Source organism: Paenarthrobacter sp. 10L412, from assembly GCF_056395565.1.
Genome location: NZ_JBFTJT010000014.1, coordinates 102916 through 125908 on the forward strand (window position 1 = coordinate 102916; position 22993 = coordinate 125908).

A 22993-nucleotide genomic window follows, 5' to 3' on the forward strand; every position below is an offset into this window, starting at 1 on the left:
AGGAGTGTGTCATGACATGGAACGTAGGCTTTCTCGGCGCTGGGCCCGGGGCGGGCGCCCTTCACCTTCCCACTGTGGGCCGTTTGCCCAGTACCTTCCGCGTGGCACATATCGCAGATGCGGGCAGTGGCAGGGCGCAAGCACTTGCCGAACCGTTAGGTGCCACATGGTCAAAAGGGGACGCCGATTTGCTCGCTGATTCAGAGGTTGAGGTGGTGGCAATATGCAGTCCTCCGGCTGAACACGCGCGGCAGCTCCTCGCTGCCGTGAAGGCGGGAAAGAAAGCGATCTTCTGCGAAAAGCCCCTGGCCACCAGTGTTGAGGCGGCCAAGGAAGTTGTAGCCGCGTGTCAGGACGCCGGAACAATCCTGCTGGTGGGGACAAACCACTTGCACGACGCCGGATGGCTGCGGGCGCGGCAATTGCTGGAGCGACAGGGGTTGGGGCAACAAGGACTGGAGCAACAAGGACTGGAGCAACTGGGACTGGAGCAACAAGGGCGGCTCGGCTCCATCGCCGTGACGCTCGCGCTGCCGCCCAACGACCGGTATCACCGGCTGGTCTCCGAAGGGGGCCACCCTCAGCCGCGGACCGGTGACCGCCCTGACTCGCGAAGCCCCGGCGTTGCCGCCCAGATCGTGAAACAGCTGCTGACGGGCCTTGCCGTTCACGATCTTCCCGCAGTCCGGCATTTCGCCCCTGACATCGAGCGGATTGAGTACGCCCGCTTTGTGCCGCCGATCGGATACGCGGTGGGGTACAAAGCCAGCGGCGTTAGCGTCCAGTTGGCTCTGACCATGCTGCCGGCGGGCCCCGACGCCCTGTGGCGGATGACTTTCTCCTCCGCTGAAGGACGCCTGGACCTTGATTTCCCGCCTCCATTTGTCCACGCAGGAAGTGGGTGGGTCTCGGTGGTGGACGCCGATGGTTCCCGCAGGGAGTATCCCTCCGTGGACCAGGATGGTTACGAGGCGGAGTGGCTGCACTTCGCCCAACTCCTCGAAGGCCACATCCCTGTCGACTACCACCAGGTCCTGGCGGATGCCCTGTACCCGCTGGAACTGGCCGACGATGTCTTCGCCGCCATGACCGAGGGAGTTCGTCGATGAGCCCGGCGCGTCCCGTTGTGGCAGCAGGATCCCTGCACTATCGGGCGGCAGTAGCAGAGCTTCCTGCCAGCGCGCGTCTAAGTGACCATGCGAGCGAGGGGGTGGTGGTTGTTCCAGAGGAGGGTCCATGGTGGACATCCCTGGTGGAGGTGCAGGCAGCGGGGGCTTTGGCGGTGGTCGTCTCAAACCCGAAGAGCGTGCCGCTGGCTGCGTTTGAGGCGTTGGAGGCGCTGGCTGGGTTTTTGGGGGAAGAGCCCGTGACTGTGCCGGTGGTGGTGGAGGGACCCCGGTTGCGGTCCGACGTCGTCGTTAATGCGCTCGACGCGAGGGCTGGAAGTCCGGCTTCGATGGTGACAGTTGAAGGTGCGGCGTCGGCAGGCGAGATGGAGGCAACCTTGCGCGACGGTCTCAGGTGGGCCGCTGTCCTCGCCGGCGGGCCGCTCAGCTACTGCGGCGGTGGGGACGGGATCTTTCTGCTCGAAGCCGCCGGCGCATCCGGCCCGGTTCCTGTGACCGTCGGGGTGCGGCAATTGACAGGGGATGCGCGTGATCCGCTGCTTCGGGTGATGGCGCTGGGTGAGGTCCGTACTGAGGTGGAGTGTGGCAGGGCCGGGGCAAGCATCCGCCTGAAGACGACCACGGGCCATGGAACAACGCTGGCCCCGCTGCGGTATGAAACGTCAGCTCGCCTTGCACTCCGCAGGGCACTGGACGCCTGCTCCTCAGGCGAGCGGCTGACCGAGCTCGATCACTTGCTGGAGGACCACAGACTCGTTTCAACCCTCCTCGATCCACATAAGCAAGACTGATCTGCGGCATAGCCAATATCCTCTTCCTTGATGTGCTCGGGTGGCCAGAGACTTGATGTGGGCAGACTTACAGACCATTGAAAGGATCGAAGATGATCAAGCTTCTCTCCCACCTCTCCTACGTGGCGATTACCACCCCCGACGTCGAAGCCTCCGTTGATTTCTATGTCAACCAGGTAGGACTCAAGGTTGTAGACCGCGTCGACGGCGCCGTGTACTTGCGTTGCTGGGGCGACTACTACCGCTACAGCGTGGTTGTCGTTCCTGGCGAAGAGCCGGCATTGGAAACCATGGCATGGCGGACGTCCAGCGCTGAGGCCCTCGAGGAAGCCGCTCGGCGCATCGAGGCCGCAGGGGCCAGCGGCGAATGGATCGATGTCCATGGAATCGGACGCGCTTACCGGTTTGTTGGGCCCTGGGGTCACAGCATGACGCTGCACTGGGATGTAACCCGGTACCAGGGCGAGGGCCAGGACCTTTCCATCTACCCGGACCGTCCGGCACGTCGCAGCAAGGTGGCGGGCGCACCCCGCCAGCTGGACCACGTGACCATCGCAACCAGTGACGTGGACGGGTTCGCCAAGTGGTACAACGACGTTCTCGGCTTCCGCATCATGGCCCGGACCGTCCTGGACGGAGCACCCATTTCCGTGTTCTCCGTCCTGACCACCAACGAAAAATCCCACGACCTCGGAGTAGTCCTGGACGGCTCCACCCGCGCCGGGCGCATCAACCACTACGCGTTCTGGGTAGACACCCGTGAAGAGCTCCTGATCGCGGCGGACACGCTGATGGAAAACGGCATTCCGATCGAGTACGGCCCCTCCATCCATGGCATCGGTGAGCAGAACTTCCTCTACTACCGCGAGCCTTCCAGCCTGCGCATCGAGCTCAACACCGGCGGTTACCGTAACTACGTTCCGGACTGGGAGCCCAACACGTGGACCCCGTCCATTGGTTCGAACAACATGTACCGGAATGGAGCCATGCCGATGTCCATGACTGAATCCTTCCCCCCAGCGGACGGCCCGAGTGCCACCGAAGAAGGCGTACCGGAGGAGATCAAGGAAGCCTTGTTCAACCCCTACGCGCGCCAGGGCCAAGGCTAGAAATGCTTGCCTAAGCCTAGGAATGCCTGCCGGGAGCTGCGCCGCGGCTCCCGACGGGTGGCATCACGGACATCCATGCCGGTAATGCCCGCTATAAACACAAACTGATTTACTTATGTCGATTTCCGACATTCAATGAAAAGCGGGCCGAAGATGGCCCGCGAGGGGAGTTACGTCATGACGACGACGTCAGGCCAGTTGGAAGCACCGTTTGCACTGGCACGTTACCGGGACGGTGACCAAGTTCGGCTGGGCCTCGTCTCCGGTGACCGCATCCGGCCTCTGGGTCCGGAGGAACTCCATGCCGCCGATCTCAATGCCTTCCTGGCCGCTCCCGACTGGGACCATCTGGGAGAGCTTGCCGAAGGTGAGGGCCCATGGCTGCCGCTGGAAAGCGTTGTGCTCACCGCTCCGGTGCACCCCAGACAGGTGCTCCAGACGGGAGCCAACTACAGGACCCACGTCATAGACCTCGTCGTCGCAGGCTTGGACAAGGACGATCCGCGCTCGCCGGAGGAGGCCCGCGAATGGGCCGGCAGGATGATGGATGACCGCCAGGCAAACGGTGAGCCCTACTTCTTCATCGGCCTTCCCGCCTGCGTGGTTGGCGACGACGTACCGCTGGTCCTTCCTGCCTACAGCGAGAAGCACGACTGGGAACTGGAACTCGCCGTAGTTATCGGAGCTGAGGCTTTCCGGGTAAGCCGTGAGGACGCCATGCAGCATGTTGCGGGGTACACGGTGGTCAACGACATCACCACCCGGGACTTGGTTTTCCGACGCGATATGAAGGAAATCGGCACGGACTGGTACCGCGGCAAGAACGCGCCCGGGTTCCTTCCGACTGGTCCCTTCCTGGTCCCATCGCAGTTCGTGGACCCTGCCAAGCTCAAGGTGCGCCTGGAACTCAACGGTGACGTCATGCAGGACGCCACCACGGACGATCTCCTCTTTGATATCCCCGCTCTGGTCTCTGCCGCCTCACAGAACATGCCGCTCCTGCCTGGTGACTTGCTGCTGACGGGAAGCCCGGCTGGCAATGGAGCCCATTGGGGGAGGCTGCTCCGGGACGGCGATGTCATGACGGGAAGCATCCAAGGACTTGGAACGCAGATGGTGCGCTGCATTTCTGAACAAGCCCAGGACGGAACGCCATGAACATGGACAACCCTGACATGCTTGACCGCAACGATCCCGAGGGTGAGATCTCGCGTCGCGGCAAGGCCTACCGGAATTGGGGCCGGTGGGGCGAAGAGGACGTCCTCGGCACGCTGAACTTCATTGACGCTGCCAAGAGGAAGCAAGCGGCCGCTTTGGTGCAGGACGGCGACGTCACCTCACTATCGCAACCATTCGATATGAATGGGCCACAAAAAGGCTGGCGACGCCGGACCAACCCGGTACACACCATGCTGGACACCGGAACCGATGCCGAACGGGGCACGCAGGGATTTCCCCATGGGCTAGGTGGCGCGGATGACGTCATTTCCATGCCGCTTCAGTGCTCCACCCAATGGGACGGCCTTGGCCACATCTTTGACCACGGTGCCGCCTGGAACGGTCGCAGGGCCGGCGATGTGGTGACGAGCGACGGCGACCTTGTCACCGGAATTGAGCACGCGGCAGCGGCTCCTGTGTCCCGGGGCGTCCTGCTGGATCTTGGCCGCCATCTTCACCCGGACACTGGAGAGCTGCCGGACGGCTATGCCATCACCACGGCAGATCTGGAGTCCTGCATCGAAGCCCAGGGTGCCAGCAGCGTTGTTGGCACGGGTGACATCGTGCTGGTGAGGACCGGCCAGTTGACACGTGCGCGCAGGGACGGCTGGGGCGATTACGCGGGAGGCCCGGCGCCCGGACTTTCCTTGACGACGGCTGGCTGGCTGCACAGTACTGAGATCGCGGCCATCGCCACCGATACCTGGGGTTTCGAAGTCCGTCCGAACGAGTTTGATGTTCCGGCCTTCCAGCCACTTCATCAGGTGGTCATTCCCAACATGGGACTCACGGTAGGCGAATTGTGGGACCTGGACCACCTCGCGGAGAAGTGCCGTGAACGCGGCCGCTACGAGTTCCTCCTCGTCGCGGCCCCGTTGCCGATTACCGGTGCCGTTGGTTCGCCCATCAATCCCATCGCGATCCTCTAACCAACCCGACAACAACCAAGGGGTAATCATGACAGCAGTCCAGAAGGTAGCGATCGCCGGCAGCGGTGTTGCTGCCATGGCGGCCGCCATCCAGCTCGCCAAGGCGGGGGTCGCCGTCGACGTTTTTGAAGCGAAGCCGGAACTGAGCGCGCTCGGCTCGGGCATCACGCTGCAGGGCAATGCGCTTCGTGTCTTCGACGCCCTGGGCGTCTGGGAAGACGTGCGCGAAAAGGGCATGGCTTTCGAGGGGCTGACCCTGCGGGCGCCTGGTCCTGATGCGCCCGTCATCGCCCAACTCCCCGAGGTAAAAACCGGGGGGCCGGACTACCCCGCGTGCATGGGGATGTATCGTCCGGACCTCGCCCGGATCCTGCTGCAGCACGCCGAAAAAGCCGGAGCGAAGGTCAGCTTCGGATCCAAAGTCACCGGATTTGATGTCCGTGATGACCACAAGGTGGAGGTGTTTGTTAACGAGGCCCCTGCGGGAAGCTACGATCTTCTGATTGGTGCGGACGGCGTGAATTCCTCTATCCGGGGACTCATGGGCATCGACACCTCCCCGGAGACCACGGGTATGGGCATCTGGCGCGCCTTCGTCTCCCGCCCCAAGGAAGTGGAACACAGCGAGCTGTACTACGGCGGCCCGGTCTATATTGCCGGCTACACGCCCACGGGCGAGGACACCATGTACGCGTTCCTGGTTGAGAAGGCGCAGGACCGTTTCGGGGTTTCGGACGAGGAAGCCGTGAACATCATGCGCGCGGAGTCCATGGCATACGGGGGCCCGTGGGCTTCCATCCGCGAGGATCTGGGCTCGGCAGCGAAGGTCAACTACACCTGGTTCACCAAGCACCTGGTGCCCGGCCGCTGGAACCGCGGCCCGGTGGTGATCATCGGTGACGCCGCTCACAGTTGCCCACCCACCATCGCGCAGGGTGCCGCACAGGCGCTTGAAGACGCTGTGGTTCTGGCTGAGCTGCTGGTTGGCTCGGATGCCCTCAACGACAAGCTCTGGGACAGCTTCCATGAGCGTCGGATTCCACGCGTTCAGGCTGTGGTGGAGGCATCCGTTCAGTTGGGCCAGTGGCAGATCGAGGGCAAGAAGGATGCAGACGCTCCGGGCTTGCTCTTCGGCATTGCGCAGAAGATGGCGGTTCCGGCATGACGATCGATGTTCACGCGCACGTGCTCCTGCCGTCCCTTCAGGCCGAGGTTGAACGGCGTGCCCCGGAGGCCTTCAAGGCTGCTGCAGAGTTGGAGGCCCGACGCAACGGACCTGAAAGCCTCGCAGCTTCCGGACGCATGATCGGCGAACGGTTTCCACGGCTGACCGACGTGAACGCACGGCTGGCTGCCATGGACGCACAAGGCGTGGATCACCAATGGGTCAGTGCATCCCCGAACCACTTCTATCCCTGGGCCGAAGAAGGTCTTGCCGTGTGGAGCGCCACGGAGGCCAACCGCCTTGTGGCGGAGCACGTTGCCCAGGCGCCGGAGCGGCTGACGGGCCTGGGCCTGGTTCCGCTGCAGCATCCTGAGCGGATTGTGGAATGCGTCGATGACGCCATCCTCGGCAGGGGTCTTGCGGGTATCGAAATTTCCTCGTTTGCCGGCGACGTCGAGTTGTCCGACGAAGGGCTGGAACCCTTCTGGTCGCGGGTGGAGGAGTTGGGTGTCGTGGTCTTCCTGCACCCGTTCGGCTGCAGTCTGGATGAGCGCCTGGACAGGTACTACTTGTCCAACACTGTGGGCCAGCCGGCCGAGAACGCCGTAGCCCTTTCGCACCTGATCTTCTCGGGAGTGCTGGACCGGCACCCCGGCCTGAAAATCCTGGCTGCCCACGGCGGTGGTTACCTTCCCACAGCCATCGGCCGCTCCGACCATGCTTGGCGGGTACGCCCGGAAGCCCACGGTTGCAGTGAGGTGCCGTCAAGCTATTTGCGCCGGATCTGGTTCGATACGGTGGTGCACGATCCTTCGGCTTTGCGCCACCTCGTGGACGTTGCCGGACCCTCGCAGGTGCTCATGGGTAGCGACTTCCCGTTCGACATGGGTCCGGAAGATCCCGTAGCCGAAGTCCGCGCCGCAGGGCTGCCGGATGATGTCACGGACGGGATTCTTTCCACCAATGCAGAGGCGTTGCTGGCGCAGCGGGTGCGGGCATGAAGGTTGCACGCTGGCAGGACGGCGCAGAAACAGGCGAGGGCTTCATCATCGAGGACACCGTGGTGGCGTTCCCGAACGGCCTGCGGGTGGCCGAGGTTCTGGCGCGCGGTCTAGAAGGTGCCCGTGAACTGTACGGGCGAGTGAAGCATGACGGCGGCCGGCCACTGGACGCTGTCCAGCTGCTTGCGCCGTTGGTTCCGGCTGCGATCAGGGATTTCGTTGCCTTCGAGGAACATGTTGAAGGAGTCAGCGCTTCTGTTGACGGCAAAAGCGAAGTAGTGCCTGAGTGGTACGAGGCGCCGACGTTCTATTTCACGAATCCCCACACGGTGTTGGGCCCGGGTGAGCCTGTCACTCCTCCTGTGACGCAGCGTCTCGACTTCGAGCTGGAGATCGCCGCAGTGCTTGGTGGTCCCGGAGGTGCCAACCTTGCCGGCGACGAGGCTGCTGAAGCGATTTTCGGCTACACCATCATGAACGACTGGTCCGCGAGGGACATCCAGTCGAGGGAAATGAAGGTCCGGCTTGGCCCTGCCAAAGGAAAGGACTTTGGCACCAGCCTGGGGCCGTGGATCGTCACGGCGGACGAGCTGGAACCGTACGTGGATGACGATGGGTTCCTGGCACTGAGGGCGGAGGTCTTCATCAATGGTGAACGGGTTGGGGAGGACTTGGTCTCCAACATGGGGTGGACCTTCCCCGAGCTCGTTTCCTACGCATCCAGGAACTCCCGGGTCGTGTTTGGGGATGTCCTGGGTTCGGGCACCGTGGGCAATGGAGGGTGCCTGGGTGAATTGTGGGGGCGAAGGGGTGAACTTAGCCCTGCGCCGCTCACGGCCGGCGACGAAGTGCGCATGGTGGTGGAAGGCATTGGTGAGCTGACAGGCACGGTGGGTGCCGCCGTCGAGGGCCCTCTTGTGCCTCGGGCCAGGAACCGAAGCCGCGCCCGCATTAGGGTCTAATAGGAACAATCTTCTGTTGCTTTTAGACCAAAGTTCAATATAAAATGAAAGTGGCGTCGGGATCCCCGCAAGGATCCGTTCTCGGCAGTGAGGATGCTGCCGAGGCACAAACCGTCGCGTCGACGGCCCGATCGTTCGGGCAGAAACCCCATGCCACTTTCTACTTTGAGACTTCGGTTCCTCGTCGCTTCCCTCCTGACCGTGTCCTTCCTGGGGGCACTGGACCACACGGTGGTCTCCACCTCGCTGGCCACCATCGCCGGGGAACTCGGAGCCCTGGAACTCATGAGCTGGGTTGTGGTGGGATACACGCTCGCCAGTACCGTCCTGTTGCCCGTGCTGGGCAAACTCGGGGACGTCCTGGGGCCACGACGAGTCTTTCTCGCTTCCCTGGTGATCTTCCTGCTCGCATCCCTCGCTTGCGGATTCGCGCAAGACATCACCTGGCTGATTGCTTCCCGGGTGATTCAGGGAATGAGTTCGGCCGGGCTGCAGCTCATGTCGCAGACCATTGTTGCCAAGGTGACCACGCCGCGTGAGCGTCCGCGGTACCTGGCGATCATCGGAGCTGCCTTCCCCATCGCGATCCTGGTGGGCCCCGTCCTCGGCGGAGCGATCACTGACTACTGGGGCTGGTCCTGGGTTTTCTGGATCAACATCCCTGTGGGGGTTATCGCCTTGGTTTTGGCCTTTGTCGCGGTTCCTCGACTTGAGCGGGGCCAGATTCCGAAGCACTACGACGTGGCCGGCGCGTGCGCCTTCACGCTGGGCCTCGTCTTCCTGGTCTTGGGCGTCACATGGACCGCCGAACGAAGCGTTGGTGTTCAGGCCGTAGCGGCCCTGGCCGTCAGTGTGGTGGCTTTGATGGCCTTCTTCATCATCGAACGCCGCGCACCAGAGCCAATCGTCCCGTTGCGGTTCTTCGCCAACAGGACCATAGCCGCCGGCACCGCGCTCTCGGCGATTATCGGCGTCGGGCTTTTCTCCATCACCGCGTACCTGCCCACCTACTTCCAGATGGCCTACCGGATCAGCGTCACAGTATCCGGACTGGTGCCCATAGCCACCGTCCTGGGCATGCTGATCAGCAACCTTCTCACCGGATGGCTCGCCAGCCGCACCGGCCGGTATCGGATCTTTCCCATTATTGGAACGTGCATGGGGGCGATGGGGCTGTTCGTGATGGCCTGGCTGCCGATCGGACTTCCCCTGTGGGTGCCGATGCTCGTCATGGGCTTTGTGGGGATGGGAACGGGATCCTTCATGAGCCTCATTGTTGCGGTAGTTCAAAGCGCCGCACCATCCAAGCAGACTGGAAGCATCACCGCAACGGTCAACCTCGTGCGACAGGTCGGCTCCACCGTAGCCACCGCCATCATTGGCGGAACCATTGGTTCCGGCGTCGCGGCGCTGCTCCCCGCGGGCATGGACGCCGCAAACCTCACACCCCATGCGGTTCACCAGGCTCCGTCTGAAACCCAGGACGTCGTCGCGGGAATCTATGGTGCTGTGTTCTCCCCAATCTTCATCGCGCTCGCCGTTACCTATGCCATTGGCATCATCGCCGCCGTCCTGCTGCCGCACGGACGGTTGGCGGACGAACCACAAACCACCCAACCAGAAGTCTCCGAGACCCTTTCGGCCTGACCTTGCACCAACTGACCTTGCACCAAGGAGAAACAATGTCCAAGAATCCGACCATCGCCATTGTTGGCAGCGGGCCGATCGGCTCAACGTACGCACGGTTGCTTGTGGAAGGCACCCCGGACGCCCACGTGATCATGTTTGAAGCCGGACCGCAGTTGACCGGCCGGCCAGGTGAAAGCGTTCGCAACATCGTTGACCCCGATCAGAAGGCCAGGGCGCGGGAGATGTCGCAGGGGCCGCAGTCCGGCGCGTTCCGGGAGTCGCTGGGTATTCCGGCGGGGACCGTGACTGAGGGCATGTTCACGGCCCGCCAAGGTACCCACCTCCTTGATTTCGGTGGGCAGGGATCGGCCCACGCCGAAACTTTCCCCGCCGCTGCAGCGGCGACCAACGTCGGTGGGCAGGGGGCGCACTGGACGTGCGCAACGCCGTCGCCGGCTTTCAGTGAGAAGATCCCGTTCATCGCCGACGACGAGTGGGAGAACCTCATCACCTCGGCGAAGGGCCTGCTTCATGTGCAGGGCGCAGCGTTCGCCGACTCGGGAGTCGGGGCCGCCATCCGGTCACTCCTGCAAGAAGAATTCGCTGGCGAGCTGCCGGAGGGTTATGGAGTAGGTACCCTTCCCGTCGCCGGCGATCCCCAGCCTGACGGTTCCATGCGATGGGCCGGTGCCGATGTTGTCCTCGGTCCACTCATCGATCCCGGGTCCCCGCTGTCCGAGCGCTTTGAACTGCGTGATCTGACGCTGGTACGCCGGGTGGAAACAGAAGGCCAACGGGCCACCGGTGTCACCGTGGAAAACCTTCGCACGGGAGAAACCACTTTTGTCCCGGCAGACGTAGTAGTGGTGGCCGCGGATGCTTTCCGCTCACCGCAATTGCTCTGGGCTTCCGGCGTCCGGCCTCCCGCCTTGGGCCACTACCTCACGGAGCATCCAGTGGTGATCTCCACTGTTGCCCTTGATGCGGACAAGATGGAGCGGTTTACCACCGAAGCGGACCTCGATGCCGAGCTTGCCCGGCGCGCCCAGAACCCTGCCGATCCCGTAGCGGCCGTCAACCGGATTCCTTTTTCCGAGCCGGATCATCCCTTCTCCGTACAGGTCATGTACTCCGAAACAACGCCGTTCCCCATGGCGCCCGACGCACCCTACGCACGCAACCGCTGGGGCTACGTCAACATGGGTTACGGCATGCGCAAGCACCCGCGTTTTGAAGACGGCGTGACCTTTGACGACAACGAGTTGGACTACCGCGGTTTCCCGAATATGACCATCAGCTATGCCCTTACCGAGAGGGAGAACGCTGAGATCGAAGATGCCACCGCACGGCTTCGCCGGGCCGGCAGGGCGCTCGGCACCTTCGTGGCCGAACCCCGGCTCATGCCAAACGGCTCCAGCCTCCACTACCAGGGGACCATGCGGATGGGAGCGTCCGACGACGGCACGTCAGTTGCGGACCCATGGTCGCGGGTGTGGGGCTACGGGAATTTGGTGGTGGGTGGGAACGCGCTGATTCCCACTGCTACGGCCATGAACCCGACCCTGATGAGCGTTGCCATTGCAGTGCGCGGCGCACGGAAACTGGCGGAAGAGTTGGCCGCCCCAAGCGCGGCGGTCAACGAAGAGGTGGTCCACACCGGGGCGTGACGATGACATTGGCCTGATCACATTCCGTGGACAGCCTGCCGGGGGAGGAGCATAATAGTTAGCGGAGCTAATTAGCACTGCTAACTATTATGCCAACCTCAGGAGGCGCCTCCCAGTGGCCGCAGCAATTAACGACGGACCGGCGGAGATTCAAGCTGATGTCCTTGCCATTGATCTACGAACCGCAGTAATGCGAACATCCCGCAGGCTGCGCATCGAAGCCACCGGCGAGGTCATTACCCCAGGGCAGTACACGGTACTTGCCCACCTTAACTCCGGTTCGCAGACGCTGCGGGAATTGGCCGAGCTGGAGCACGTCCAGGCGCCGTCGATGACCCGGATCGTGAACGCTTTGTCCGGGCAAGGCTTCGTGTCACGGCAGGCCAACCCCGAAGACGGCCGGCAGGTCCACATCAGCATCACCCCCGCTGGCCAGGAAGTTCTGGCCGAGGCCCGCAGTCAACGGACTGCCTGGCTGGCCCAGCGCGTAGCAGGGCTGAGCGAGGAGGATCGGCTGACGCTCAGCCGGGCCGCACACATCATGCAGGAGATGAGCGCCAAGTGAGTGCCATGTTCCGTGCCCTGGAGAGTCCCAATTACCGGCTCTGGGCTGGTGGTGCGCTGGTATCCAACGTTGGCACCTGGATGCAGAGGGTGGCACAGGACTGGCTGGTCCTGACGGTCCTCACAAATCACTCCGGAACGGCGGTGGGCATCACCACGGCACTGCAATTCCTGCCGATGCTCCTGCTTGGACCGTATGCGGGCGTCCTGGCCGACCGTTATCGCAAGCGCGTGATCCTCCTCTGGACCCAAACGGCGATGGGAATCTGCGGGCTGATCGTTGGCCTTCTGGTGATAACGGGTGTGGCCCAGTTGTGGCACGTCTATCTCGCCGCGCTTGCCTTGGGGTTGGCTGCGGCCATTGACGGCCCGGCCCGTCAAGCGTTCGTGTCAGAACTCGTTGGCCCTGACAAGCTCTCCAACGCCGTGGCCCTGAACTCTGCATCCTTCAACAGCGCCAGGCTGACCGGGCCTGCCATCGCCGGTGTGCTCATTGCGTGGATCGGCACGGGCCCCGTGTTCCTTCTCAACGCAGCGAGCTTTGCGGCCGTTATGGTTTCCCTCTGCCGGGTCAAGGCATCGGAGCTGGAACCAGCAACGCCAGTGGCCCGCGGCAAGCACCAATTAGCCGAGGGCCTCCGGTATGTGCGTCAACGCCCTGACCTGGTCCTCATTTTGTTGATGGTGGGCCTCCTTGGTGCCTTTGGCATGAACTTCCAGGTGACGAATTCCTTGATGTCCACGGCGGAGTTTGGCATGGGGCCGGAGGAGTTTGGCCTCCTTGGCTCCATCATGGCGGTGGGAACGCTCGGAGGCGCGTTGCTTGCAGCCCGTAGGTCCGGCCCGCGGCTCCGTTTCATGCTGGGCGGTGCACTGAGCCTCGGCGCCTTTACTGTCCTGGCGAGCATCTCGCCGTCGTTCTGGATTTACGCCGCAGTACTTGTTCCGGTAGGGCTGGCGTCCATCACGTTCCTGAACAGTTGCAACACCACCATTCAGTTGTCCGTTGAGCCCCAATTCCGTGGACGCGTCCTCGCCCTGTACTTGGCCATCCTGCAAGGCGGCACGGCAATCGGAGCACCCCTTATGGGCTGGATCGGCACGGAATTCGGGGCCCGCTGGGCTGTGGCATCCGGCGGCGTGGTGGTCCTTTTGACCGCCGTCGCTTGTGTGATCCTGGTCAGCCGCCGCAGCCAGAAGACGCTCCGTGAACAGGTGCGCAATGCATGGCTGCGGAGGCGGGCAACCCAAGGGTCCTGAGGCTAGCGGGACTCAAGGTCCTCGAGCGTCTTTCCCTTGGTGTCCGAAGACAACAGGGTTGCCAGCGCCGAGACGAGGCAGATGCCCAGAGTGGTCAGGCCGATGACCACCGGGATGTTCGCTGATCCGGGAGGAGCCATGGCCGTGAACAGGCTCGGGAAGAACGAGGCGATCATGAGGCCGATGTTTTGGGAAACTGCGAAGCCCGTCACCCGCATCCGCATGGGGAACTGCTCCTGGAAGAACGTGGCGAAGGTGGCGTTCCACATCTGGAACAGGATGCCCTGGACGATCACGACGCAGACGAAGATCAGCGGCAGGCTGCCCTGTTCGATCGCCCACAGGTACACCATGGTCAGCAATCCGCCCGCGATCCCGCCTGCGACCATGAGTGTCCGCCGGCCAATCCGGTCTGACAATGCGCCGAACAACGGGATAGTTACCACTGCGGCTACGTTTGCGGCCATGGTCACCCAGAGGAATTCACTGCTTGAGAAGCCGTTGCCATAGCTCTTCTGGGTAGCGAAAGATACGCCGAAGATCAGGGTGGCCATGCCGATGACGTTCGTGAAGGTCATTGCAACGCATCGAACCAGGACCCACGGGTGGGTGCGCAGGAGGTCTGCAAGGGGGAACCGGCGTTTGGTGCTGGGCTCTCCCGACTGCGCCAGGTAGGCGGGTGGCTCCTGCACGCGGCGGCGGATGATGTACCCGGCCAAAATTACGACGGCACTGAGGAGGAAGGGCAGCCTCCAACCCCAGGAATGGAACTGGTCATCAGGCAGGAGGGCGGCGAGCGGAATGAGGACAGCCGTGGCGAGGATGGAGCCCACCTGCGTGCCTTGAAGGCTGAAGCTCGCAAAGAAGCCGCGCCTGGCATCGGGGGAGTGCTCCACGATCATCGCGCTGGCACCACCGAGTTCGCCAGCAACCGCGAAGCCCTGAATCAAGCGGAGAATCACCAGCAGGACTGGTGCGAGAAGCCCCACCTGTCCGTAGGTTGGCAGGAGTCCTACCGCGAAAGTAGCGAACCCCATGAGCAGCATTGCGAAGACAAGGACCTTCTTGCGTCCATGCCTGTCACCGTAAGCACCCAGGACCACTGCGCCGAGCGGGCGGGAAACGTATCCCACGGCATAGGTGGCCAGGGAAGCGATGATGCCGACGGTCGGGTTCTCCGTGGGGAAGAAGATCGTGGGGAAAAGCAACGTCGCAGCCAGTGAATAGAGCGCGAAATCGTAGTACTCCAGCGCGCTTCCGATCCAGCCGCTCATTGCGGCCTTCTTCGGGTCCTTCCGGCCGATGGTCTCGTCCTGGGTGGAAGGGGTATCCCTCCGGTGCGTGACGGTCATTCGCTGAACTCCTTTGTCGTCGTTGGCAAGGAACAAAAACTCTTCCAATCCAGGACTGAACAATGCGGTGCTCATTCAGCATGAGGAAGGTTACGTGTGGTTTGATCCCACTCTTGAATCGATTCATTAATCATACGATGTGACCTGCGATACGTCAAAGGTCGCTGAGGGATTGTCAGGGAGTCGCAACGAAAAACGCACGACGGCGGCAGGTCGCCACGGTTCCCAAGGAACCGTTAGTTCCTCGGAACCGAAAGGCGACCAGCCGCCGTCGTGATTTAGCCGTTTGTTCAGGAAGTCAGGCCATCAAGGAAAAAGGCCCTGGTTAAGGCGCTACAGGAAGCCTGGCGCTGAGGGACATGCCCAGCCGCGCCTGAAGTTCCGAAACGGTGGGCGGGTTGGCACCGGAGCGGCTGACCGTGATTGCTGCGGCCATGGAGGCAGTTTTTCCGATGCTTTCCAGGGCTCCTGGCGCAAATCCTTCTTCGCCCTCTGCCAAAAGGCCGAAGATGAGGGCAGACATATAGGAGTCGCCGGCGCCGATGGTGTCAGCAACCTCGGTTTTCACGGAGGGGATGCTGAGCTTCGCGCTTTGCGTGGCGAGGAGGGCGCCGTCAGCGCCCATGGTGATGACGGCCAGGCGCGCACCCAGCGCGAGCAGGCGGGACGTGACCTCGTCCGGAGACGACGTCGGGTAGAGCCAGTGGGCATCTTCGTCGCTGAGTTTTACAACGTCCGTGAGCGGGAGCAGGTCCTCGAAGACACTCTTTGCTTCAGCATGGCTGCCAAGGAGGGCAGGGCGGATATTGGGGTCATAGGTGACCAGGCAGGACTTGTGGCCTTGCTCAAGAAGGGAGCGGACGGTGGAGGCTCCCGGGGCGAGGAATGTGGCGATGGATCCGGTGTGCAGGACTTTCGGGATCATGGCGGGCGCTACCGGAGCCAGCTCCCAGGCGATGTCGAACTCGTAGCTGGCCGAGCCGTCAGCCGCCAACGTGGCAGTAGCGGTGGCTGTGCGTCCAAGGGACATTGAACCCGGAAGAAGCCGGACGCCTGCGCTCTGGAGGTGGTTGGTGATGGCGGTACCGTGATCGTCTTCGCCGATTGCTGTGAGCAGCCCCGTGGATACGCCGAGCCGGCCAAGGCCATAGGCCACGTTCGCCGGGGATCCTCCTGGATAGCTGATGGTTCCTTCGAGCGTGTTAACGATGTCGATCAGGGCTTCGCCGATAACAACAACATCCAGCTGGTCTTGGGCGGAGGTGCCGGGGGGAGGCTTATGCATCTCGGTTCTTTCGTCGGTACCGGCTGGACGGCCGGGTGTGGATCCGTCCGCGGACCTGTGGGCAGGTCCGCGGACGGAGAAGGGGGTTCCGTTTGGAAACGGAAGGTGTGGTGCGGCCTGTCAGGCTTTGGCCGCACCTGTCATGATGGCGACGGCGTCGGTCATGGTGTGGGATTGCGGGGTGATGGTGGCCGCGCATTTGCCCAGGCGTTGGATGTGGATCCGGTCGGCCACGTCAAACACGTGAGGCATGTTGTGGCTGATCAGGATGACAGGCAGGCCGCGGTCACGAAGGTCGCGGACCAACTGCAGTACCTGGTTGGATTCACGAACGCCCAGTGCCGCCGTCGGTTCGTCAAGAACAACCACCTTGGATCCGAATGCCGCCGCGCGGGCCACGGCGACTGCCTGGCGCTGGCCGCCGGAAAGGTTTTCCACCGGCACAGTGACGTCCTGCAGGGTGGAAATGCCCAGCCGGGTCAGTTCTTCCTTGGCCTTCTTGCGCATACCCTTGGTGTCGAGCATCCGGAAGATGGTCCCGAGGGGCCCGGGAAGACGCTCTTCACGGCCGAGGAACAGGTTGGACGCGACATCGAGGGCCGGCGAGACGGCCAGGTTTTGGTAGACCGTTTCGATGCCGTGGACCCGGGCGTCCTGTGGCCGCTTGAAGTGCACCTGCTGTCCGGATACGAAGATTTCTCCTGTGTCCGGAACTTCGGCGCCGGTGAGGCACTTGATGAGCGTGGACTTACCGGCACCGTTATCGCCGATGATGGCCAGGACTTCGCCGGGGTAGAGATCCAGGTTGACGCCGTCGAGGCCAACCACCCGGCCGAAGGTCTTCACGAGGTTCCTGGCTTTAAGGATGGGCTCGCGGGTTTCGGTGTGTGAGGCTGTAAATTCAGTCATGGTCATGACTTGACCTTTCGGATCCACTGATCGACGGATACGGCGATGATGATCAGGATGCCCACCGCGAGGGTCTGGTAGAGCACGTCCAGGCCAGCGAGGGAGAGGCCGTTGCGGAAGACACCGACGATCAGCGCTCCGAGCAAGGAACCCCAGATGGAGCCGCGGCCACCGAAGAGGCTGGTTCCGCCAATCACGACGGCGGTGATGGAGTCCAGGTTCAGATCGACGCCGGCGTTGGGGCTTGCGGCGTTGGTACGGCCGATCTGGATCCAGGCGCCGACGGCAAGGACGGCTCCTGCGGCCAGGTAGACGCTCATGAGGACGCGGTTGACCGGAATACCGGCCAGGCGGGCTGCTTCCTTGTCATCGCCCACGGCGTACACGTGCCGTCCCCACGCGGTCTTGCCCAGGATAAAGGCGACGGCGATGTAGAGCAGGAGCATCATGACGACGCCGGTGGAGATCCGGACGGGTCCGATCGGGAAGGTGCTTCCCAGCCAGGTGAGTACACCAGGCATGGCGGATCCGCGGACGGTGCTGCCGCCGGAGTAGAGCAGGGTCAGGGCGATGAAGATGTTCAGGGTTCCGAGCGTGACGATGAACGGCGGGAGCCGGAAACGTGTCACGAGGAAACCGTTCAGTGCACCTGACGCAAGTCCCACGATCAAACCGGCGATGAGTGCCAGTGGACCTGGGACGCCACTGCCGACAGCCATCTGAGCGATCACCATCGAGGACAGGATCATGACTGCCCCGACGGAAAGGTCGATTCCGGCGGTCAGGATGATGAGGGTCTGAGCAATGGCCAGGGTTCCGACGACGGCGACCTGCTGGGTGATCAACGAGAGGTTCTCTACCCGAAGGAAGCGATCGTTGAGGAGTCCGAAGACCACCACCGCGATCAGCAGGACAATTGCCGGGCTGAGGGCGGGGTAGCGGTGGAGAATGTTGCGGATTCTGCTGAGCGGTGTTTGGCGGTCGAGGAATTCCTCGGCCAGATCAGCGTGCCCGGCGCTCGGGGGGCCGGCGGTCTGTTGCTGGGTCACTTTAGGTTGCTCCTGAACTTACTTGCCCCAGCAGATCTGGGAAGCCTCGGTAGTGGTGATGCTCTTCACGCCGTCTGCAGGCTTGTCCGTGACGAGCTCCACTCCGGTGTTGAAGAAGTCCAGGCCCTCAGAGTTGGCGGGCTTCTTGCCGGTCTTTGCGAGGTCAACAATGGCCTTGACGCCAAGCTCGGCCATCTTCACCGGGTACTGCTGTGCCGTGGCGCCGATAACGCCGGACTTGACGTTGTTCACACCTGAGCAGCCGCCGTCAACGGAGACGATCAGTGCGTCTTTTTCCTTGCCCGCGGATTTCAGTGCTTCGAAGGCACCGGCAGCGGCAGGCTCGTTGATCGTGTAAACGACGTTGATGTTGGGGTTCTTGGCCAGCAGGGTCTCCATGGCGGTACGTCCGCCATCTTCGGCACCCTGGGAAGCCTGGCTGCCGACGATTTCGTACTCGCCACCCTTGCCGCCCGTGTACTTGCCCGTCTTGGCTTCGTCGCCGTTCTTCTTCTTATCGGCAGTGTCGATGCCCAGGCCGGTCAGGAAGCCCTGGTCACGGTTATAGTCAACGGACACAACCTTGTCATCGAAGAGGTCCACAAGTGCGATCACAGCCTTCTTGCCCGCCAGCTGCTGGGCGGTCCACTTGCCGATCAGCTCGCCAGCGGCAAAGTTGTCCGTGGCAAACGTGATGTCAGCGGCATCGGCCGGGTCCGGCGGGGTATCCAGGGCAATAACGAACAAGCCGGCGTCCTTGGCCTTCTTCAGGGCATCCACTACGGACGGGCCGTTGGGGGTGATGAGAATACCCTTGTCGCCCTTGGAGATTGCGTTTTCAATGGCCTGGATCTGGGTGTCTTCGTCGCCGTCGGCCTTGCCTGCGGCAAGCTTGAGATCAACGCCGTCCGCCGCGGCAGCCTTCTTGGCGCCATCCTGCATCGACACAAAGAACGGATTGGACGTGGTCTTCACAATCAGCGAAACGCCGATCTTTTCATCGCTGCTCGCGCTGGACGAAGGCGAGGAGCCGCCGCCGCAGGCAGTCAGGCTTAGCGCGCCCAGCGTCAGTACTGCACCAGCGGCAAGAAGGCGGGTCTTTGCCGACCTCGAGGCTTTGGAACTCAACATTGAAACTCCTGTTTTTTGTGGCTGCTCATGGCGAGTGATTCCCCCATGACAACGTTGTCAGGTAACATGTAACCAAGCTCACACAGTGCAGTCAAGTGTTAATTGAAGTTGAGGAGTAATTCGTTGACAACGATGTCTAATCGTTACCAACCCGATCCTGCGCGCAAGCCCCCAACGATGAAAAACGTCGCTGATCTTGCCGGGGTAGGCATCAAGACGGTCTCAAGGGTGGTGAACGACGAACCAGGCGTTTCGGAGGAAACCCGTCAGCGGGTCCTGCGGGCAACGGAGCAACTTCAGTACCACCTGGACATCACGGCCGGCAGCCTGAAGCGCTCCGGACGGAAAACCCAATCCATCGGATTGTTGCTTCCGAGTGTGTCCAACCCCTTCAGTGGTGAGATCCACCGCGCCATGGAAGATGCCCTCGGTGAGCGGGGAATTGCTGTCTTTGCCTCGAGCCTGGATGACGACCCGGACCGGGAAAGGAAGCTGATTTCGGCTTTCCTCGGGCGTCGTGTGGATGGTCTTGTGCTGACCACCATAGCCAAGAGCCAGGCGTACATGATTCCGGAACATTCACGGGATCTGCCGTTGGTGTTCATCGACCGCGAGCCTGTGGGTATCGAGGCAGATGCGGTAGTCACGGATAACGAAGTGGGAGCCGCGGCGGCAGCCGCGCATCTCATCAAGCACGGCCACACGAGACTGGCTTACCTCGGGGACCGGACCGATATCCAGACCGCTGTGAAACGGCGGGCGGGTTTCCTGAACGAGGTCGGCAGGTCCGGCATCGCGACCTCCACCGTTGCGGTCCGCGAGAATCTTCACGACGAGGAAACGGCCCTCAAGGCTGCGCACGAATTGCTCACATCGGAGAACCCACCTACGGCGATATTCTCCAGTCAGAACCTGGTGACTTTCGGTGCCATGCGGGCGCTGAAATCCCTCGGTGTGCAGCACAAAGTCGCCTTGGTCGGATTTGATGATTTCACCCTGGCCGACATGATGGAGCCAGGGGTCACCGTGGTTGCCCAGCACCCTGAACGCATCGGAAAGCTCGCTGCTGAGCGGATTCTTGCAAGGATCGACGGCGACAACCGCCCACCGCAGACGTATATCGTCCCAACGGAACTCATCCCCAGGGGCTCCGGCGAGATACTGCCCCCGAACTAATTGCAATTCCACTCAATCGATCAAAGGACTGAACATGACCAAAACCTTGTACGCAGAATTCACCGTCAAGGAAGGCAGCGAAAACAGGGTCGCTGAAATGATGACAGAACTCGCCGGGCATGTCCGGCAGGAACCAGGCAACGTCACCTTCCTGCCCTACACGCGCGAAACGAATCCGCGCGAATATTTCGTGTTCGAGGTCTACCGCGACGAGGAAGCCTTCCAGGAGCACATCACCGCAGAATACGGCCGAAAGTTCAACGCGGAATTGGCTGATCACATCGAAGGCGACGGATCCGTCCTCACCTGGCTCACGCCCGTATCGTAGCCTTCCGCCCGGCCATGCCAGACTGGACGCATGTTTCCCCGTCCTGAGAAACCGCGCATTTTGCCCATGAGCGACGAAGCCCAGCCCCCGACGCCCGAAACTGACAAGGGCCGTCATGTAGCTGTGAAGCTCGACGACGCGTGGCTGAGGTTCCAGACGCGCCTCGCCATCCGGCGGGGTCGAGTGGAAACGGTCATCCCGTACACCGGTTACGGCACTACTTCCTGGGTACGGGTGCTGGCACGGGTTGTTCGGAGCGACGCCCGGGACGCCGCCGGTCATGCCAATCCCTTACAGGAGAGCATGCGCGGTTGGCGGAACTTCATCAGCGCACCCGTCGCGCATGCAACCGTGCAGGTAACCATTGCAGGCACCGTCCATGACGTCGAAGCCGATCGTGGGGGCGTCGTCGATGTTCGTATTGAGGCAGCCCTGGCTCCCGGCTGGCACACCATCACCCTGCAATCCGGAAGTTCCAGGATCGTTGAGGCTCCGGTGGAAATCGTGGCGGACGACGCCGACTTCGGAGTCGTCTCAGACATTGACGACACCGTGATGGTGACAGCCCTGCCCCGACCGTTCCTGGCAGCTTGGAACACCTTCGTGCTCAATGAGCATGCGAGGACACCGACGCCGGGCATGGCCGTCTTGTACGAGAGGATCGCCAGGACGGCACCGACGGCGCCCGTGCTGTACCTGTCCACCGGTGCCTGGAATGTTGCGCCCACGTTGTCACGTTTCCTGTCCCGCAATCTGTACCCGGCAGGGCCCAAACTGTTGACCGACTGGGGACCCACGCCGGACCGCTGGTTCCGCAGCGGCAGAGAGCACAAGCGGACTTCCCTGGAACGCTTGGCTGAAGAATTTCCCGGCATCAAATGGCTGCTTGTAGGCGACGATGGACAGCACGACGAAGCCATCTATTCCGAATTCGCGCATCGCCACCCGGAGAACGTCAGGGCGATCGCCATCAGGCAGCTCTCAGTGGGTGAAGCAGTGCTCGCAGGCGGCAGGTCGAAGACCGGGGGACAGCCCACGCCGGGAATCCCTTGGATCTATGCTCCGGACGGTGCCGGGATGTCAGCCCAGCTCGAGGAACTGGGCATCATCCATAGCAGCGTGCGTTCAGCGGACGAGCCGGAGCAAGGCGACTGAGGTGTGAAAACACGCCATAAACCTCCGGGACCGCCACATGGCGGTCCTACCCGTTCCTTTTGAGGGCTTTTGGCGGTTAGCTCCGTGGGCGGGCGCGCCTAGGCTTACTTCAGGTCACGACGAGGTGGCCGAATTTATGGAGGTCAAGATGACATCGGTACATAAAGCGCCACCTTTTGATCCGGAGCTTGGGGCGACACTTGTGGCATTGGGTGATCTGATCACTCCCACGCTGACGCCTGACATGATCGAAGGCATGCGGCAGTCCTTCGTGGCGACCCCTATCGAGGATCTTTTGGCCGGTCGACCGGTAGAACATTCTGAGCGGACCATTCCAGGCCCCGTCGGGGCTCCAGACCTCATCGTGTCCATTTTTCGGCGGAAAGACCACGTGCCGGGCGGACCCGGAATCTTCCACATTCATGGCGGCGGAATGGTCCTGGGCGACCGGTTTCTTGGCGCAGATTCGCTCATTGACTGGGTGGAGCTTCTGGACGCAGTTGCTGTCTCTGTCGAATACCGCCTCGCTCCTGAAAACCCGGACCCGGCGCCCGTGGAGGACTGCTACGCGGGCCTCGAATGGACGGCGGCGAACGCCGCAGAGCTGGGCGTTGATCCGCGTCGCCTCATTGTTGCCGGTGCGAGCGCCGGCGGAGGACTGGCTGCCGGTGTTGCCCTGATGGCACGCGATAGGGGTGGCCCTGAGTTGGCGGGTCAGCTACTCATCTATCCCATGCTCGATGACCGCAATGACACGATTTCCAGTCGCCAATTTGATGGCGTGGGTGTGTGGGACAGGACGAGCAACGATACCGGCTGGGACGCACTCCTCGGCGACCGTCGGAAGACAGAGGACGTTTCCATCTACGCGGCGCCGGCCCGGGCTGAGGATCTTTCAAACCTTCCGCCCACTTTTATCGATGTGGCCTCTGCGGAGGTTTTCCGCGACGAGGACATTGCCTACGCTTCCACCATTTGGGCCTCCGGGGGTGACGCCGAGCTTCACGTGTGGCCCGGCGGCTTCCACGGATTCGATATGTTCTTCCCCCAAGCGGCGCTCTCCGTTATGGCACGGGAGGCCCGCACCCAGTGGCTTCGACGCATTCTGGATGCCTGAACCCAGTCCGGCTGCCCGTCATGCCTTGCCGCGGCAGCCGGACTGGACCACCATTAAGTTCTCGAAGAC

At 62.4% G+C, this 22993-nt stretch carries 21 protein-coding genes; 16 read left to right on the forward strand and 5 right to left on the reverse strand.

The genetic code is table 11. The features are described 5' to 3' along the window. The first annotated feature begins 11 nt into the window (after positions 1–11). The 12 genes from AC1DD7_RS19210 (at position 12) to AC1DD7_RS19265 (ending at position 13422) form a co-directional block, all read left to right on the forward strand. Complete coding sequence (locus tag AC1DD7_RS19210) at positions 12–1109, forward strand: Gfo/Idh/MocA family protein (RefSeq protein ID WP_477516195.1); 1098 nt, start codon at positions 12–14, stop codon at positions 1107–1109. Then, entirely contained in the window at positions 1106–1918 is an 813-nt protein-coding gene (locus AC1DD7_RS19215; protein WP_477516196.1) for a hypothetical protein, read from the forward strand. Before AC1DD7_RS19210 ends, AC1DD7_RS19215 begins: the two co-directional genes overlap by 4 nt. Before the next feature lie 92 nt (positions 1919–2010). Beyond that, positions 2011–3027, forward strand: a complete 1017-nt coding sequence (locus AC1DD7_RS19220) for a VOC family protein (protein WP_477516197.1) — start codon at positions 2011–2013, stop codon at positions 3025–3027. Positions 3028–3204: 177 nt separating this feature from the next. Next, on the forward strand, positions 3205–4185 hold the full coding sequence (locus AC1DD7_RS19225; RefSeq protein WP_477516198.1) for a fumarylacetoacetate hydrolase family protein: 981 nt from the start codon (positions 3205–3207) through the stop codon (positions 4183–4185). After that, positions 4182–5174: a cyclase family protein gene (locus tag AC1DD7_RS19230; protein WP_477516199.1), complete on the forward strand. Its 993-nt coding sequence runs from the start codon at positions 4182–4184 to the stop codon at positions 5172–5174. Before AC1DD7_RS19225 ends, AC1DD7_RS19230 begins: the two co-directional genes overlap by 4 nt. Before the next feature lie 28 nt (positions 5175–5202). After that, positions 5203–6339: an FAD-dependent monooxygenase gene (locus tag AC1DD7_RS19235; protein WP_477516200.1), complete on the forward strand. Its 1137-nt coding sequence runs from the start codon at positions 5203–5205 to the stop codon at positions 6337–6339. Beyond that, on the forward strand, positions 6336–7340 hold the full coding sequence (locus AC1DD7_RS19240; protein WP_477516201.1) for an amidohydrolase family protein: 1005 nt from the start codon (positions 6336–6338) through the stop codon (positions 7338–7340). Before AC1DD7_RS19235 ends, AC1DD7_RS19240 begins: the two co-directional genes overlap by 4 nt. Next, entirely contained in the window at positions 7337–8302 is a 966-nt protein-coding gene (locus tag AC1DD7_RS19245) for a fumarylacetoacetate hydrolase family protein (RefSeq protein WP_477516202.1), read from the forward strand. Before AC1DD7_RS19240 ends, AC1DD7_RS19245 begins: the two co-directional genes overlap by 4 nt. 150 nt (positions 8303–8452) lie before the next feature. Beyond that, positions 8453–9949, forward strand: a complete 1497-nt coding sequence (locus tag AC1DD7_RS19250) for an MDR family MFS transporter (protein ID WP_477516203.1) — start codon at positions 8453–8455, stop codon at positions 9947–9949. A gap of 35 nt (positions 9950–9984) precedes the next feature. After that, on the forward strand, positions 9985–11598 hold the full coding sequence (locus AC1DD7_RS19255; RefSeq protein WP_477516204.1) for a GMC oxidoreductase: 1614 nt from the start codon (positions 9985–9987) through the stop codon (positions 11596–11598). A gap of 190 nt (positions 11599–11788) precedes the next feature. Continuing rightward, positions 11789–12163: a MarR family winged helix-turn-helix transcriptional regulator gene (locus tag AC1DD7_RS19260; protein ID WP_442018253.1), complete on the forward strand. Its 375-nt coding sequence runs from the start codon at positions 11789–11791 to the stop codon at positions 12161–12163. Continuing rightward, positions 12160–13422, forward strand: a complete 1263-nt coding sequence (locus AC1DD7_RS19265) for an MFS transporter (protein ID WP_477516205.1) — start codon at positions 12160–12162, stop codon at positions 13420–13422. The genes AC1DD7_RS19260 and AC1DD7_RS19265 overlap by 4 nt, the downstream gene beginning before the upstream one ends. Before the next feature lie 2 nt (positions 13423–13424). Here the strand turns inward: AC1DD7_RS19265 and AC1DD7_RS19270 are convergent, their stop codons facing one another. The 5 genes from AC1DD7_RS19270 to AC1DD7_RS19290 form a co-directional block, all read right to left on the reverse strand. After that, entirely contained in the window at positions 13425–14774 is a 1350-nt protein-coding gene (locus AC1DD7_RS19270) for an MFS transporter (RefSeq protein ID WP_477516206.1), read from the reverse strand. Positions 14775–15099: 325 nt separating this feature from the next. Further along, positions 15100–16059 (reverse strand): carbohydrate kinase family protein, encoded by a 960-nt coding sequence (locus tag AC1DD7_RS19275; RefSeq protein ID WP_477516207.1) that lies wholly within the window; start codon positions 16057–16059, stop codon positions 15100–15102. 120 nt (positions 16060–16179) lie between these two features. Continuing rightward, positions 16180–16974 (reverse strand): ATP-binding cassette domain-containing protein, encoded by a 795-nt coding sequence (locus AC1DD7_RS19280; RefSeq protein ID WP_431118005.1) that lies wholly within the window; start codon positions 16972–16974, stop codon positions 16180–16182. Further along, complete coding sequence (locus AC1DD7_RS19285; RefSeq protein WP_223947813.1) at positions 16971–18017, reverse strand: ABC transporter permease; 1047 nt, start codon at positions 18015–18017, stop codon at positions 16971–16973. Before AC1DD7_RS19285 ends, AC1DD7_RS19280 begins: the two co-directional genes overlap by 4 nt. An 18-nt stretch (positions 18018–18035) precedes the next feature. Beyond that, a complete protein-coding gene (locus AC1DD7_RS19290) occupies positions 18036–19148 on the reverse strand; it encodes a substrate-binding domain-containing protein (RefSeq protein WP_431118007.1) in 1113 nt (370 codons plus the stop codon). 177 nt (positions 19149–19325) lie between these two features. Here AC1DD7_RS19290 and AC1DD7_RS19295 point away from each other — a divergent pair, with 177 nt between their 5' ends. From AC1DD7_RS19295 to AC1DD7_RS19310, 4 genes are all read left to right on the forward strand, one after another. Continuing rightward, positions 19326–20324, forward strand: coding sequence for a LacI family DNA-binding transcriptional regulator (locus tag AC1DD7_RS19295; RefSeq protein ID WP_477516208.1), 999 nt, complete (start codon positions 19326–19328; stop codon positions 20322–20324). Positions 20325–20358: 34 nt separating this feature from the next. Continuing rightward, on the forward strand, positions 20359–20652 hold the full coding sequence (locus AC1DD7_RS19300) for a putative quinol monooxygenase (RefSeq protein ID WP_477516209.1): 294 nt from the start codon (positions 20359–20361) through the stop codon (positions 20650–20652). Positions 20653–20682: 30 nt separating this feature from the next. Then, on the forward strand, positions 20683–21807 hold the full coding sequence (locus tag AC1DD7_RS19305) for an App1 family protein (protein WP_477516210.1): 1125 nt from the start codon (positions 20683–20685) through the stop codon (positions 21805–21807). A 148-nt stretch (positions 21808–21955) separates the two neighbouring features. Beyond that, positions 21956–22924: an alpha/beta hydrolase gene (locus AC1DD7_RS19310; RefSeq protein ID WP_477516211.1), complete on the forward strand. Its 969-nt coding sequence runs from the start codon at positions 21956–21958 to the stop codon at positions 22922–22924. The last annotated feature ends 69 nt before the right edge of the window (positions 22925–22993 follow it).